Origin of the sequence: Tenacibaculum gallaicum (assembly GCF_003387615.1) — a bacterium.
Lineage (GTDB): Bacteria > Bacteroidota > Bacteroidia > Flavobacteriales > Flavobacteriaceae > Polaribacter > Polaribacter gallaicus.
Map to the genome: position 1 here is coordinate 264,446 of NZ_QUNS01000004.1, position 15,828 is coordinate 280,273.

15 protein-coding genes are annotated in these 15,828 nt (G+C 32.2%); 13 read left to right on the forward strand and 2 right to left on the reverse strand.

Annotated features, from left to right (window positions below; translation table 11 throughout):
* Window positions 1-29 precede the first annotated feature (29 nt).
* The gene (locus C7448_RS09985; protein ID WP_115901226.1) at window positions 30-1,043 is read right to left on the reverse strand and encodes a glycosyl hydrolase family 17 protein; all 1,014 of its coding nucleotides are present in this window, start codon (window positions 1,041-1,043) and stop codon (window positions 30-32) included.
* 344 nt (window positions 1,044-1,387) lie between these two features.
* Between C7448_RS09985 and C7448_RS09990 the strand changes: the two genes are divergently transcribed.
* The 13 genes from C7448_RS09990 to C7448_RS10050 all read left to right on the forward strand — a co-directional run bounded on the left by C7448_RS09990 (window position 1,388) and on the right by C7448_RS10050 (window position 15,099).
* Complete coding sequence (locus tag C7448_RS09990) at window positions 1,388-2,248, forward strand: RluA family pseudouridine synthase (RefSeq protein ID WP_115901227.1); 861 nt, start codon at window positions 1,388-1,390, stop codon at window positions 2,246-2,248.
* 29 nt (window positions 2,249-2,277) lie between these two features.
* Window positions 2,278-2,952: a tRNA (guanosine(37)-N1)-methyltransferase TrmD gene (gene trmD, locus C7448_RS09995; RefSeq protein WP_115901228.1), complete on the forward strand. Its 675-nt coding sequence runs from the start codon at window positions 2,278-2,280 to the stop codon at window positions 2,950-2,952.
* Window positions 2,953-3,074: 122 nt separating this feature from the next.
* A complete protein-coding gene (rplS, locus tag C7448_RS10000) occupies window positions 3,075-3,422 on the forward strand; it encodes a 50S ribosomal protein L19 (protein ID WP_115901229.1) in 348 nt (115 codons plus the stop codon).
* 725 nt (window positions 3,423-4,147) lie between these two features.
* Window positions 4,148-6,373: an NADP-dependent isocitrate dehydrogenase gene (locus tag C7448_RS10005; protein ID WP_115901230.1), complete on the forward strand. Its 2,226-nt coding sequence runs from the start codon at window positions 4,148-4,150 to the stop codon at window positions 6,371-6,373.
* Window positions 6,374-6,578: 205 nt separating this feature from the next.
* A complete protein-coding gene (gene murQ / locus C7448_RS10010; RefSeq protein ID WP_115901231.1) occupies window positions 6,579-7,394 on the forward strand; it encodes an N-acetylmuramic acid 6-phosphate etherase in 816 nt (271 codons plus the stop codon).
* Window positions 7,387-7,626: a DUF6095 family protein gene (locus C7448_RS10015; protein ID WP_115901232.1), complete on the forward strand. Its 240-nt coding sequence runs from the start codon at window positions 7,387-7,389 to the stop codon at window positions 7,624-7,626. Before murQ ends, C7448_RS10015 begins: the two co-directional genes overlap by 8 nt.
* Before the next feature lie 3 nt (window positions 7,627-7,629).
* Complete coding sequence (locus tag C7448_RS10020) at window positions 7,630-8,682, forward strand: ATP-grasp domain-containing protein (protein WP_211321905.1); 1,053 nt, start codon at window positions 7,630-7,632, stop codon at window positions 8,680-8,682.
* An 89-nt stretch (window positions 8,683-8,771) separates the two neighbouring features.
* A complete protein-coding gene (locus tag C7448_RS10025; protein ID WP_115901234.1) occupies window positions 8,772-9,719 on the forward strand; it encodes a hypothetical protein in 948 nt (315 codons plus the stop codon).
* Window positions 9,720-9,766: 47 nt separating this feature from the next.
* A complete protein-coding gene (locus C7448_RS10030; protein ID WP_115901235.1) occupies window positions 9,767-10,501 on the forward strand; it encodes a hypothetical protein in 735 nt (244 codons plus the stop codon).
* Window positions 10,502-10,506: 5 nt separating this feature from the next.
* Window positions 10,507-11,388, forward strand: a complete 882-nt coding sequence (locus C7448_RS10035; RefSeq protein ID WP_115901236.1) for a hypothetical protein — start codon at window positions 10,507-10,509, stop codon at window positions 11,386-11,388.
* 86 nt (window positions 11,389-11,474) lie between these two features.
* Complete coding sequence (locus C7448_RS10040; protein WP_170137033.1) at window positions 11,475-12,290, forward strand: hypothetical protein; 816 nt, start codon at window positions 11,475-11,477, stop codon at window positions 12,288-12,290.
* 38 nt (window positions 12,291-12,328) lie between these two features.
* A complete protein-coding gene (locus C7448_RS10045; RefSeq protein WP_147300523.1) occupies window positions 12,329-13,921 on the forward strand; it encodes an autotransporter outer membrane beta-barrel domain-containing protein in 1,593 nt (530 codons plus the stop codon).
* Window positions 13,922-13,929: 8 nt separating this feature from the next.
* Entirely contained in the window at window positions 13,930-15,099 is a 1,170-nt protein-coding gene (locus C7448_RS10050; RefSeq protein WP_115901239.1) for a gliding motility-associated C-terminal domain-containing protein, read from the forward strand.
* Here C7448_RS10050 and C7448_RS10055 read toward each other — a convergent pair whose 3' ends face one another.
* Window positions 15,100-15,594, reverse strand: a complete 495-nt coding sequence (locus C7448_RS10055; RefSeq protein ID WP_115901240.1) for a DinB family protein — start codon at window positions 15,592-15,594, stop codon at window positions 15,100-15,102.
* Between the last annotated feature and the right edge of the window lie 234 nt (window positions 15,595-15,828).

The following is a 15,828-nucleotide window of genomic DNA, read 5'->3' on the forward strand; positions in this document are numbered from 1 at the left end:
GCTATCCTTTTTTATATTTATAAAACTAACTACCATGTTAAACTATACTTGGATTGATAGTTTTTACTTTGGGAATCATAGTCATAAACTCCCCAATGTTGCTCAAAAGCACCAGCATCAGTTGGCTTAGTATTTTCATCATACATTTCAAAAATAAAACAAGGTATTCTAACATTAGGGTTACGTGGTGTTCCATTTCCACTTTTACAATGATTGATTAAATTTTGATTAAAGGTTTGTGCATTTACTTTTGTTGCTGTAGAGTAAGTAACACTAGGTCCTGTTGGCCACCCTGCTTCACCAATAACAATAGGTAAGCTTCCATATCCATTATTTCCTAATGCTACATATAACGCATCATACATTGCATCAAAAATATTTTTATATGTATAACTTCCATCATGAACCCAATGATTTTCTCCTGCAGTAAACAAACAATAGTCTAAAGGAACATTATTTGGCTGACTATTATGGGTAAGGAAAGGATACACATTAACCATAAACACTGAACTATCTGCTTTTAAAATGGTACAAACATCTAGAATAATCTTTTTAAGATTTTGATTAAACGCTCCTGCTGAAGGCGGATATGAATTCCCCATAATAGCATAGTTAAAAGGAACTGTTACTTTCGTTATAAGTCCCTTAGTTTCAATTGCTGCTTTTATGTTTATTAAAGCATTTACAAGATCCGGTGCATAGGCATTATGATACCAACTTCCTAAAGGCTCATTTCCTACACATATCATCGGAATGGTAGTTGAATAATCTGATAATACTTTTACAATCGCGTTTATGGTAGTTGTATCATTATTGGCACAAGCTTTCAAATCACCATTAGGCACATCAACTAAAACTTGTAATCCTTCCTTAGCAAAAGCACTAATACAATCTGTTTGATTGTACGTAAACATTTTAACTGTTTTAACGCCAGTTGCTTTTATTTGTCCTGCTGCCTTTGCTGCACTTACTTGTTTTCCCACACTTTGAAAGGTGTTACTAAAATTTACTCCTATGGTTGCATTGAATAGTGAATCATTCATGATTGGTTAGTTTTTACTATATACATTAGTTTGGTGATTAAAGTTATAACACTATCAGTAACTATTAAAAAAACTTCTTTAAGCGTAAAAAAATAAGGCAAGAGAGTCTTTTATAGAAACAGAATTACTCAATTCCTTATAAACCTTTCAAGCCTACATGTAGTATACTCCAAATACACATCTGCTTTGTAAAAACCTCATAACTTGAAGGTGATTGTATTTAATCTACCACTATTTGTTTATACATTTATTGATTCACAGCCGCTACCCTATTTTTATCGATGTGAATAACCTCTTTTTTAATTTTATTGACTAGTTTTGGCAAAAGAATCATTCATTTTTTATTGAGAACTATAGAAACTCATATAGTAAAAACTATAGATAACACCATTCGATTACAAGAGTATGCTGTTGGAATTTTCAAAACTATTCCTACTAAATCTGGTATAAAAAAAGCCATTAAAAAAAGGTTAGTTAAAGTTAATGGTAAAACAGCCACAACCGCTTTATACATTAAAGGAGGCGAAACCATTGAGTTACTTCAATCAAAAGAAAACTCGCAAAAAAAACATTTTAATTTCCCCTTAGATATTCTTTTTGAAGATGATCATCTTGCTATTATTTACAAGCCTGCTGGAATTTTAGTAAGTGGCAACTCTTTTGCTACAATTGACAACGCACTTGTACAAAACTTACAGAAAAGTACTTTATCTGATGCTACTCGCCCAAGACCTGTTCATCGTTTAGATTATCCAACTAGCGGGTTATTACTCATTGGAAAAACAACTGAGAGTATTATTGCTTTAAATCAACTATTTGAAAAAAAAGAAATTCGGAAAACATACTATGCTATTTGTATTGGTAAAATGGGACGAAGTGGAGAAATTGATTTACCTATCGATAACAAAAGTGCCTTTACTTCGTTTGAAGTTATACAATCAGTGGAGTCTCCTCGATTTGATTTTTTGAATTTAGTAGAACTGAACCCAAAAACAGGTAGAAAACATCAATTACGTAAACATTTACTTATTATAAACAGTCCTATTTTAGGGGACAAGGATTATTTTTTAGAAAATAAAATTCTGAAAGGGAAAGGATTGTTTCTACATGCATCTACGCTTACTTTTACACATCCTTTTAGTAAAGAAGAAATAACTATCACTAAAGAGCTTCCTAAAAAATTCAAAAAAATATTCCCACAATAAATCTCCTTTAAAACAGCTATCTTTGCCGCATGCGAATAGATATTATTACGGTAGAACCCGACTTAATAAAAAGTCCTTTTGAAAATTCAATGATGAAGAGGGCTATTGATAAAGGACTCGCTGAAGTTCATTTTCATAACCTACGAGAATATGGATTTGGTAATTATCGTCAAATAGACGATTATCAATTTGGTGGGGGTGCTGGAATGGTTTTAATGATTGAACCCATAGCAAAGTGTATTGAAAAACTTCAATCTGAAAGGACTTATGATGAAGTTATATATATGACTCCTGATGCTAAAACTCTAAATCAAGCTACGGCAAATACACTTTCATTAAAGGAAAATATTATCATTTTAACAGGTCATTATAAAGGTGTAGACCAACGTGTACGTGATAAATTTGTAACTAAAGAAATTTCTATTGGTGATTATGTGTTAACTGGAGGTGAATTAGCTGCTGCAGTTTTATGTGATGCTGTAATTCGATTAATCCCTGGAGTTTTAGGTGACGAAACCTCTGCTCTAACAGATAGTTTTCAAGATAACTTACTATCGCCACCAGTATATACAAGACCCTCAGAATATAAAGGAATGAAAGTACCTGAAGTCTTATTATCAGGAAATTTTCCTAAGATTGAAGAATGGCGCTCAGAACAAGCATACAAAAGAACAAAAGAAATACGTTCAGATTTATTAGATTAGCTAATAATCAGTGTTTTATTTATTTTTTTTATCAAAAGAAAAGTTTTAAATTTGCAGCCACAAAATCAACCTCTGACGAAAATCGTGAATGTTGCTTTTATACAACCATAAATAATAATAAAATGGATTTAGTAAAATTTGTTCAAGACGAATTTGTAACAAGAAACGAATTACCAGAATTCGCAGCTGGAGATACTATTACAGTATACTACGAAATTAGAGAAGGAGACAAAGTTCGTACTCAGTTCTTTAGAGGTGTTGTTATCCAAAAAAGAGGAAGCGGTGCTTCTGAAACATTTACTATTAGAAAAATGTCTGGTACTGTAGGTGTTGAGCGTATCTTCCCTATCAATTTACCATCTATCCAAAAGATTGAGATTAATAAAACTGGTCAAGTACGTAGAGCTCGTATTTACTACTTTAGAGGTCTTACTGGTAAAAAAGCAAAAATTAAAGAAAGAAGACGTTAAAAACCTCTTTTTTCTAAAAAAATTAAAAAGCACCATGATATCATGGTGTTTTTTTTATTCACTTTTTGTTAATAACACACCTATTTAAACTGTTGATAACAAAACACTTAAACCTATTAAAAAGACAGTATTATTTCTTATATTTGAGGATAGAGTTTACAAAGTAAGTGACGTCAGAATTATAGTTAACTATATTAATTTAATCACCAAAAGTAAACCTTTAAAGTAACGTTCTTTATATATTTTGTTTTTAAACATACTTAAAGCTAAGTATAATCATCATAATTTTTTTGATTAATTGTAAGTTATTAATAATTTATAGTTTTCTAGTTATAAGTTTATAAGTATTATTGGTTTTTATTTAGCTTAACCAATCTGTTTAAAAACACCGAAGCTTTTATTTTATAGGTGACATAATTTATAAAGTAAAGTTTCTTTTGAGGTAGTAACGTAGTTTTTTCTAAGGAAAAAGCATAAACGCAGTTTTATTTGACTATGTAGTAATACAGGTCAGTACCCTTACTATTTCAAGAAAGCCATATCAATTACAAGAAATTGTTTGATATGGCTTTTGTTTTTAATAACAAAATCTCTGTTTTACCTGTTTAAATTATCACTTTCATAACAAAACCCCCTAATTAATAATAATTTAGCATCAAAAAACTCAACCGTAATTCTTAAATTTGCGTCACTTCAAAATATAATTTAATTTATTACTTATAAATATGAATAAGACTGCTAAAATTATGTACACAAAAACGGATGAAGCTCCAGCATTAGCTACTCGTTCGTTTTTACCAATCGTAAAAGCTTTTACAAAATCATCTAACATAGAAGTAGAAACCAAAGATATTTCTCTTGCGGGTCGTATTCTTGCTAATTTTTCAGACCTTTTGCCTAAAGAGCAGCAGGTTGAAGATGCCTTAGCTTTTTTAGGAGATTTAGCAAAAAAACCAGAAGCTAACATTATTAAACTTCCAAATATTTCAGCTTCTGTCCCTCAATTAAAAGCTGCTATAAAAGAACTACAAGCTTTAGGTTATGCTTTACCAAATTACCCAGAAGAAGCTACAACTGATGAAGAGAAAGCAATTTTAGCACGTTATAATAAAATAAAAGGATCTGCTGTAAACCCTGTTTTACGTGAAGGTAACTCTGACCGTAGAGCTCCAAAAGCTGTAAAAAACTACGCAAAAAAGAACCCTCATTCAATGGGTGCTTGGAGTACTGACTCTAAAACTCATGTTTCTACAATGACAGAAGGTGACTTTGCTCACAGTGAAAAATCAGTTACTGTACCTAATGCTACTGATATACAAATTGTACATACGGATGCTAACGGAAATAAAACTGTTTTAAAAAATAAAGTATCATTACTAGCTAAAGAAGTTATTGATGCTTCAGTAATGAGTAAAAAAGCATTGTTAGCTTTCTTAGAAGAACAAGTTAAAGACGCTAACGATAAAGGAGTGTTATTCTCTTTACACATGAAAGCAACTATGATGAAGGTTTCAGACCCTATCATTTTTGGTCATGCTGTACGTGTTTTCTTTAAAGATTTGTTTGCTAAACATAGTGAAACTTTTAAAGAAATTGGTGTAGATGTAAACAACGGTTTTGGAAACTTAGTAAGTAACCTTGAAGAGTTATCAGCAGATAAAAAAGCGGATATTTTAACAGATATTGAAGCTATTTATGCTAGCAATCCTGATGTAGCAATGGTAAACTCTGACAAAGGAATTACCAACCTACATGTTCCTTCAGATGTAATTATTGATGCTTCAATGCCAGCAATGATTCGTACTTCTGGTCAAATGTGGAATAAAGAAGGAGAACCGCAAGATGCTAAAGCAATTATCCCTGATAGTTCTTATGCTGGTTTATACCAAGAAACTATCGATTTTTGTAAAAAGAATGGTGCTTTTGATCCTACTACAATGGGTACAGTTCCTAACGTAGGCTTAATGGCTCAAAAAGCTGAAGAATACGGTTCTCATGATAAAACATTTGAAATTACTTCTAACGGAAAAGTTGAAGTGATTGATACCAACGGAACTACTTTATTAACGCATACTGTTGAAGCTGGTGATATTTGGAGAATGTGTCAAACAAAAGACGCACCTATTCAAGATTGGGTAAAATTAGCTATTACTCGTGCAAGAGCTACAGGAGCACCTGCAGTTTTTTGGCTAGGTGAAGAAAGAGCTCATGATAGAGAGATTATTAAAAAAGTAGAAAAGTACTTACTAGATCATGATACTACTGGATTAGAAATTAAAATCTTATCTCAAGTAGAAGCTACTAAATATACTTTAGAGAGAGTTAAAGCAGGTAAAGAAACTATTTCTGTAACAGGAAATGTATTACGTGACTACTTAACTGACTTATTCCCTATTTTAGAATTAGGAACTTCAGCTAAAATGTTATCTATCGTACCATTAATGAATGGTGGTGGGTTGTTTGAAACTGGCGCTGGAGGATCTGCTCCAAAACATGTTCAACAATTAGTAGAAGAAAATCACTTACGCTGGGATTCTTTAGGTGAATTCTTAGCTTTAGCTGTTTCTTTAGAACATCTAGGAGAAACAAACGATAACAACAAAGCAAAAATATTAGCGGAAGCTTTAGATGATGCTACTGACAAATTATTAGACAATAAAAAAGGACCTTCAAGAAAAACTGGAGAATTAGATAATAGAGGTTCTCATTTTTATTTAGCAATGTATTGGGCACAAGCTTTAGCCTCTCAGGACAAAGACACCGAGTTAAAAGCTCAATTTACTCCTATTGCAGAAAAATTAGCAACAAATGAAACTACAATTGTAGAAGAACTAAATACTGTTCAAGGTAAAGCAGTAAATATTGGAGGATACTACGAGCCTAATGACGCATTAGCTAATGCAGTTATGCAACCTAGTGAAACTCTTAATGATATTTTACAAAGTATATAATTAATCTATTATATAAAATTCAAAAGCAGGTGACAAAAATCACCTGCTTTTTTATTAAAATAAACCAAACAAATTACTAAACAATAATGTCCCCCGAATTACTATTTAATCCCCCATAACATTGCTTGGCTCATAGTTAAGACACAAAAAAATTATATTCGTCACATTCTAATTTCTTAAAATTTTTAATTAGTAAATTTGAAACATGAAGTTTACCAAAACAACCGAACAAGAGTCTAACTACAATGATTTAGAAAAAATGAGTATTTCTGAGTTATTGTCTAACATTAACAAAGAAGATAAAACAGTTCCTTTAGCTGTAGAAAAAGCACTTCCACAAATAGAGAAACTCACAGAACAAATTGTCTTGAAATTAAAAGAAGGTGGGCGATTATTTTACATCGGTGCGGGTACTAGTGGCCGTTTAGGTATCCTAGACGCAAGCGAATGTCCTCCTACTTTTGGTGTTCCCCATGAATTGGTCATTGGATTAATTGCAGGTGGTGATTATGCCATTAGAAAAGCGGTTGAATTTGCTGAAGATTCTACTAACCAAGGTTGGAAAGATTTACAAGAATATCAAATTTCTTCAAAAGATGTTGTTGTAGGAATTGCCGCATCAGGTACCACTCCTTATGTTATTTCTGCTTTAGAAGAATGCAATAATAACGATATTGTAACAGGATGTATTACCTGTAATCAAGATAGCCCGTTATCATTAACCACTCAATTTCCCATTGAAGTCGTTGTAGGTCCTGAGTTTGTAACAGGAAGCTCTCGTATGAAAGCGGGAACTGCTCAAAAATTAGTATTGAATATGCTATCTACAGCCAGTATGATTCAATTAGGAAGAGTTAAAGGGAATAAAATGGTTGACATGCAACTATCCAACAATAAATTAGTAGATAGAGGAGAAAAAATGTTAGCTTCTGAATTAAATATCGACCAAAAGACAGCTAGCGAATTATTAAAAAAATATGGAAATGTTCGTGAAGCTATAAAAAAATTTACAAATGAATAAACCTACTACTTTTGAAACTGGTATAAAAAAGCTTTTAGTTTTTTTAGGCTTGCTTATTATTTCTCCTTTAATACTAAGTATTGCCTTTAAAGCCTTACGTGCTTTTAAAGAAGCTCCTAAAGTTTTTATTGCTTATGGTTTACTCGTGGTTGGTGTTTTATTAATACTATTTACTGTATATTATGGTTTTAAAGCATTTAAAACCATATTAGACCATCTTTTTAGCAAATAACTTTTGATAAAAAACAATTCCATAAAAAAAATAATAAATTGGGAGCACTGGCCCTCGGCGATGTTTTACCTCCCTAATCTTCCTTACGCTTTTTATTTAGCTTTTAAAGCTAAACACTTAGCATTTTTTAGTGCTGCAAACCCCTGCATAAAAAGCTCTGGAAACGGTACTGAAAGCAAATACGAAACCATATTATTGGTTCCTGAAAAATACCGACCTAAATCGGTTTTAATAAAACCAAACACTAATTTTGAAATAGTTTGTAAAAAAATTCAAAAACAAAAAATTAGCTTCCCTTTGATAGCAAAACCCGATGTAGGTTTTCGAGGACTATTGGTTGAGAAAATAGCTTCAAAAACAGCCTTAAAAAACTATATTGAAAAGTACTCTATTGATATTATCATTCAAGAATTTTTAGACCATGAGAATGAATGCGGTATTTTTTACCACAGAAATCCAAAAGATGATTCCGGTAAGATTTCTTCATTAACGCTAAAACGTTTTTTATCTGTTACAGGAGATGGTACTTCTACATTAAAAGAGCTTATTCTTGCTGATGAAAGAGCTAAATTATACATCGACTTATTTACTAAGATCCACCAAGATAAACTGACAGAAATACCTATTAAAAACAAAATTATTAAACTTACAGCTATAGGCAATCATTCAAAAGGAACACAATTTATTAATGGTAATCATTTAATAAGTGATAAACTAACCACCACTTTTGATAAGCTTAGTAAATCAATACCAGGTTGGTACTATGGACGAATTGACTTAAAGTACAATACCTTTGAAGAATTAGAAAAAGGAATCGAATTTAAAATACTAGAAATCAACGGAATTATAGCAGAACCTACACATATTTATGATGCAGAAAACTACACCTACTTAAAAGCTTTAAAAGCTATAAGAACCCACTGGAAATCGCTCTTTACTATTGCTATTACAAATCATAGAAACTTCAACACTCCATACAAAGGCTCTATAAGTTTTCTTAATGAAATTATTTTATTAAAAAAGTACACAAAAAAAATCAAACGTCTCTCCAAATAAAAAATCTTTTCTATATTTGCAAAAGAATGCATGTTCATGTATTCTTAAGAATCCCCCCGAGTCTTAAGAACAATTAATTATTTAACTGAATGGGAAGAAGATTACTTTTTTCTTTGATTCTTTTTTGTGTTATTATTCCAACTTTTTCACAAGTAAAAGTTGGGGACAATCCCTCTTCAATTCATTTAAGCTCTATTTTAGAACTAGAAAGCTCAGACAAAGTTTTAGTCATCAGTAGAATGACTAATGCTCAAATGAATGCTATCCAACCTTTACGAGGAGCTTTAGTTTTTAACACCGATGAAAACTGTGTGTTTATGTACGATGGTAGTTCTTGGAAAGGTTTATGTGCTTCAGGAACAAGAGAAAGTATTGATGTTACTACTTCTTCTACAGCACCTACAAATAATGAAATAGGGGATTTTTGGATTAACGATACTCAAAATAATACCACCAGTATTTGGGATGGAACGAATTGGATTTCTATAGATAACAATCCTAGAAGAGGTAACGGAGCACCTAATACTAGTACTGCCCCTAATCCAACTTCTGGAGACGTTTATGTAGATACAACTACTGGTATAATTTATGCTTATGACGGTACAACTTGGGTAACATCTAACGCAACACCTTCTGCTAATAACGGACTTTTTATAAACGCAAGTAACACTATTCAATTAGGTGGCGTATTAATTCAGCCTACCACTATTGAAACTAGTACTACAAATACATTAGCCATTACAGGTTTAGAAAATGGAAGCACTGCAACTGATGATATCGTTACAGTAGATAGAATTACTGGCGTTTTAAAAAGAACTACTGCCTCTAACTTACTGAAAGAGGAAATTACAGAAATTACAGCTACAGATGGTCAAGTAACTTTTACGGGGCTTACATTATATACAGCTGATAAAATTAATGTGTACAGAAACGGAGTTAGAATAGACTTTACTATTGATAATGCCACAACAATTACCATAGAACCTGATGCTACATGTTACGCAGGTGATGAAATACGAATAGTTCAACTTTATTAATAACAATCCTCAACTTAAAATCTTAAAAACAATTTAATTATCAATTTATGAAAACAATTACAAACAAATTTAAAATAGCATTACTTGCCGTTGGTTTCTTAGCTGTTGGTACTGTTAGTGCGCAAACTGACCCTACTACTGGTGCTAATGACGCTACAAAGACAGCACGTACAGCTGCTGCTGGAGAATCTATTAGATTAATAGACAACAAAGGAACTATTAAATATATGCAGTCTAATAATGGTATTACTACGATTACTTCTACTGTTGCTGGTAATAGAACTGTTACTACTTGGCAATTAGGAGGAACATTAACTGACAATACTTATATTGCTGCTGGTACAGGAGCTGAGTTTGCTTTAGATGGTTTAGAGCTTCTTGACGCTACTGCTACTGCTTCTACAGATGCCACTGATAGATCTAATCACGATGATGCTACTCCTGGTACTGGTTTTACTGTATTATTAAGAGACGAGGCAACTGGTGCTGTAAAAAAAATGTTACTTTCTGACTTACTACAGGTTCAAGGAGTTAGAGTAGAATATCCAGCTACAGCTGATTCTACAGCTAATTTAGATATTCCTGTAGCTGATATGACTGCAGCTATTTCTTTATTTAAAGTTTCAGTATATAGAAATGGAGCAAAATTAAGAGCTGGTACAGATTATACTTTAGGTGCTGGTGTAGTAACTGTTCAACCTCAAGCTTTAGCTGCACCTAACGACTATAATAATTGGGAGATTTACGAAAATGATATTTTTGAAATTCACTGGATTAAATAATTTTAATGCCTTATAATAGCATTAAACATATTAAACTATTTATAGTTACTTCCTATGCATTAGTACTTTTTTCTGTTAGTACTAATGCACAGGAAGTTAGAGTTATTGATAATAAAGGAACTATACAAAAGGTGAACAATAATAATGTTTTTACATCACCTACTGACCCTAACGATCCTACAATTATTACATTAGAAAATGACGTCTGGTTCGACACAACTAATAACCAGATAAAGATTTATGACACAACAGATGGGTGGAAATTAATCACATCAACTACAACTCAAAATATCTACACTTTTGACGATACTTTGACTAATAATAGAACTTTAACTGGTGATGGAAATTCTTTACGTTTTACAGATTTTAGTAGGTTTGATATTGATAACTCAGGATTTATAAATATCAACTCTACCAATGGTTTTTTAACCTTAAGAGCTAGAGACGGTATTGATTTACAAAACAGTAATGTTAGAGTTTTTGAAAATCTTTCTGTAGCTAAAAGTTTTGAAGATAGTAATAATGATGCAGGTACTGCTGGACAAGTTTTATCTTCAACAGTTACTGGAACTGATTGGATTGATCCTAATTTAGCTGAAGTAGTAAACAAAACAACAAATTACACATTGGTTCTAGCCGATAATGGAAAGGTTTTCACATTCAATAGTGCTGCTGATGTTACCCTAACAGTTCCTGCAGGCTTACCAATAGGATACAACATAAGTATTTATCAAATTGGTAATGGAAACGTCACCATAACTGGAGCTGGCGGTGTTACAGTTCTAAACAGATTATCTCGTTTTAAAACTGCAGGCAAAGATGCTGGAATTGGTTTAATTGCCACAGCTACAAATATATTTCATTTAACAGGAGATTTAAAAAGGTAAACATGAAAAGATATATAACTATATTTTTTCTTTTTATAGTATTATTCAGCTACTCACAAATAGCTAGATATAATCACTTCCCTACAATGAAACCCCTTCACATACTCGATGACAAACTAGATAATATAAGTTTTGCCTTTTCTATGCGGGTATTAGAAAGTGACTATAATGGCCCTATTATTAGACTTAGAAGAGCTGGAGATAATGCAGAACAAGATTTTGGGTGGAATGATAATGATGTTGTTGATATTGCAGCAATAAACGCATGGAGAGGAGCTAATAATGTATTTGTACATACGTGGTATGATCAAAGTGGACTCGGTAGGAACGCTGTACAGGTGACAAGAAACAGACAGCCTCGTTTTATTCCTACTATAAACAACCCACATTTTCAAGGCGATGGAAATAATGATCACTTATTAATTAATACTCCAAACGGTATTCAAGATGTAACTAATAATGGAAATCAAGGTACAGTTATAGGAGTAATGAGAGCAACCAGAAGAGCACAACATACATTTGGTGTATTAAATAGCGCTAATCGTTGGTCTTCGCATGTAAACTGGAGTGATCAGAATTTATATTTTGATCCTGGTATTTGTTGCAACGGCACACGCTCTTTCAATAATAATGGAAATGTTGGGGTTTGGGAAATATATTCTTTTATAAAAAGTAACACTAATGTAATTGCTAGATCTGGAGGAGTGCAACGATTTAATGGAGCTCATGTAACTGGTAGATGTACTTTAAATACAGATTTCACCATAGGTTGGGCTAATGGTAATCAACCTCAACATCATGCCACGACTAGTTTTACCGAATTTATTATGTACAGAACTAACATAAGTAATATACAAATACAAGAGATAGAACAAAACTCAACAACCTTTTGGAATATTTAGAGCACCTTCGAGTTCAACAAAGTTATAATAGTATAGTAATGACCTTTAAATTTAGACATATATATAATATCATAAAGTTATTAGTAATCCTTTTGATAATAACCTTTTCAGATACTGTTTCTTCTCAAGAGATAAGAGTTATTGACAATAAAGGAACTATACAAAAAGTAAACAACAATAACGTCTTTACATCACCTACTGACCCTAATAATCCAACAGTAATTACTGTAGAAAATGATGTTTGGTTCGATACAACCAATAGTCAAATAAAAATATACGACACTGTAGATGGCTGGAAACCAATCACTTCCACACTGACATCTCAAAATATTTATACTGCTGATGGTACTTTGGCAGATAATCGCATACTAAACGGTAATGCAAACAACTTAACTTTTAATAATATTAACTTCTTACAACTATTTAGTACTTTCGGCACACAAATAAGTTCTACTGGTGGCACAATGCAAATATCTTCTGGAACTTCTTCTCAAATTTCAGCGGGTACAACAATGGAGCTTTCTGCTCCAAGTAATATTATGCTACAAAGTCCTACCGAATTTAACAGCACCTTATTAGATGTTAATAACTCTTCTGGCACTTCTGGTCAAATACTAAGCTCTACTGGTACTGGAGTTGATTGGATAGATAGTCCCTCTTTAAATAGTTGGCTTATTACAGGAAATAATGGAACAAATTCTAGCACTAATTTTTTAGGAACGATTGATGCCCAAGATTTGGTTTTAAGAGCTGGAAATATAGAAAAACTAAGACTTAATAATAACGTTGGACAAGTACTTGTTAATCAAGCTTCCGTTTTTAACACACATCCTTTAGTTATAAGAGCTAATGGAGTTGATGTTTTAGCTTTTGAAGATAATACAGGAACTCCTAGGTGGCACTGGAATCTTTTAGCGGATGGTTTAAACTTTGTTGAAAGTAACGTAGAAGATTACAGACTCTTCTTAGAAAACGGAGGTGAGGTTGGAATTAATACAAACGCCCCTACCGAAAGACTAGATGTAAATGGAAGATTACGTGTTCGAGACATCCAAACAGTTACAAATACTACAGATATTTTAACAACAAATGCTAGCGGCGTCATACAAAAAAAGGCATTATTAGCAACAGAAGCAAATAATCAAATTACTACTGGCACAAATAGTGGAGTATATTTGGGTCCAACGGTATACACTGGAGCTTTTATAATCAATAGCAGTGGAAGTATAACTGTAAATACATTACCTTTTCAACCTTCTCAAATTACATTTGTTGCCCACGCAAATGTTGAATCTTTTAACTTGGATACTGATAACGGCGTAGGTAATAACAATAGTAGTATAGCTAATTCATTTGGTACTATGAATGGTTTTGCAAGAGATAATGGTGGTACTATAACTCAACAAGTTATTTATGTTGGTGGTAGTGGTAACTCTATTAATGACATATCAAGATTTGCTTCTTCATCAAACTGTATAGGCTTAAGATATAGTAATCAAAACGGTGACGATCTTGGTAAAATTACAGCTTCGCTTGCTTCTTTTAACACCAATGGCTTTACTATTAATGTAAGTAGAACTAATAATGCAAGTACTGAAAACCTTGTTGTATTATACACCGCCTATAAATAAAATGAGATATGAAAAAACTATTGCTCTTTATATTAATTAATACTACTTACATAGTAACAGCACAAACAGCATTTTATAATACTGGAAATGTGCAATTACATGATGGAGCGCAAATTGGTTTTCATATAAATTTAACAAACAATGGTACTATAGATAACACAATAGGGTTTGCAGGGTTTTATGCTGACAACGAAATCAGAACCATTTCAGGCACCAATCAAGTTACTTTTTTCAATGTAGAGGTTGATGCTCTACAAAATCTAGAATTATATAACTCTCTAGGAATACGCAATCAATTAAGCTTTATCAACGGGCAAATAATCACTCCAAAAAATAATTCTAATATTTCATTAGATTTTATTGATTATGATTTCTACGCGGGAGAAGATAATGAACGACACGTTAACGGATATACATCTTTAAAACAAGGAAATAAAAACACTTCTAGTTTTTCCTTTCCTGTGGGAGACGGAACAATGTTACGTCCAATGAGCTTACCTCACACAGATAAATATTACTTTTTTAAAGGGGCATATTTTTACGAGGATCCTAATTTTCCCACAAACTTTACTGCTAATTTTTTAACAGACCAAAAACAAGCTATAATTGAAAATATTAGCAATATTGAATTTTGGGACTTAAACGGAAAAGATGAAACCCAAATCACATTAACGTGGAATAATCGTAGTGATATAGGCTCTTTGGCAAATCAAGTTTCTCAGTTAATCGTTGTAGGCTGGAATAAAACAGAAAATCAATGGGTAAATTTAGACGTATTGGAAGTTACTGGAGATTTATTAGAAGGAACAATTACATCTGCTGCTTTTGTTCCAGATAATTACGAGGTAATTACCATTGGTTCATTACTAAACGATGAAATTAAGACAAATAATAATATTTTAATTTCTCCAAATGGAGACAATCTTAACGACTACTTAGTTTTTGATGAAGTAAATGAATATGCTCACAACAAACTAGTTATTTATAATCGTTGGGGGAATATTGTATATCAAACAGAAGACTATAAAAATGATTGGGACGGTACTTCTAATGGTAGATCAACTATTAACAGAGAAGATAAACTTCCAGCAGCAACTTACTTTTACAATTTAGAATTAGGTGACCAACCAAACGCTTATCAAAAGCTTAAAAAAGGCTGGGTTTACATTAATCGATAATTATCTTACTAATTCTTTCTTTGGAGTTGTAGGGTTGTACCCAAAATCTGCATCAGGTAACTCTATTCCTAATTGATTGATTATAAAACCTATACTAGCAAAATGATGTATTGCATGGCTATGCGCTTGTATCAAAGCACTACCTAACGTATAATTTGCCGTTACTTTTCCAGTTCCTAAATCATCTGTAACAGAAATAATTGTATCAAAATCTTCTGTTTCCAAACAATATAGTTGCTCAATTACCTCTTTAAAATATGCAATTCCAAACTCCGTCTTCTGCTCAGCTAGTTGATTGCGTTCTCTGTCAGAAAAATCAACACATTTTTTATCTAACCCGTTAAAAATACAGACGAAAACATCCAGAATATGTCTCATATTAGCACCTATACTCGAATAATATGGTGGAATTGATGTATCACTATACTGTTCATCATTAATTGCTTCTAATAGTTTAATTCCTCTTTGTAAATTTTTATTAATAGCTGCTATCATTCGTAAGTATAAGTTTTCGAGTAAGTCGTATAAATATAGAACTTTTTACGTGGACAAATAAATTATTTTTCACAACCAAAATAAAACACTAAGAATCAATAAGGTAAAACAAATTAAAACTTTACACGACTATTTAAAATCAATAGTAAAATATTTTTTGGCACGCTCTTTGAAAATTATACAACAACTGCGGAAGCTGAAAAGCATATAGAGTAAGCATAACCCTAAAATTAG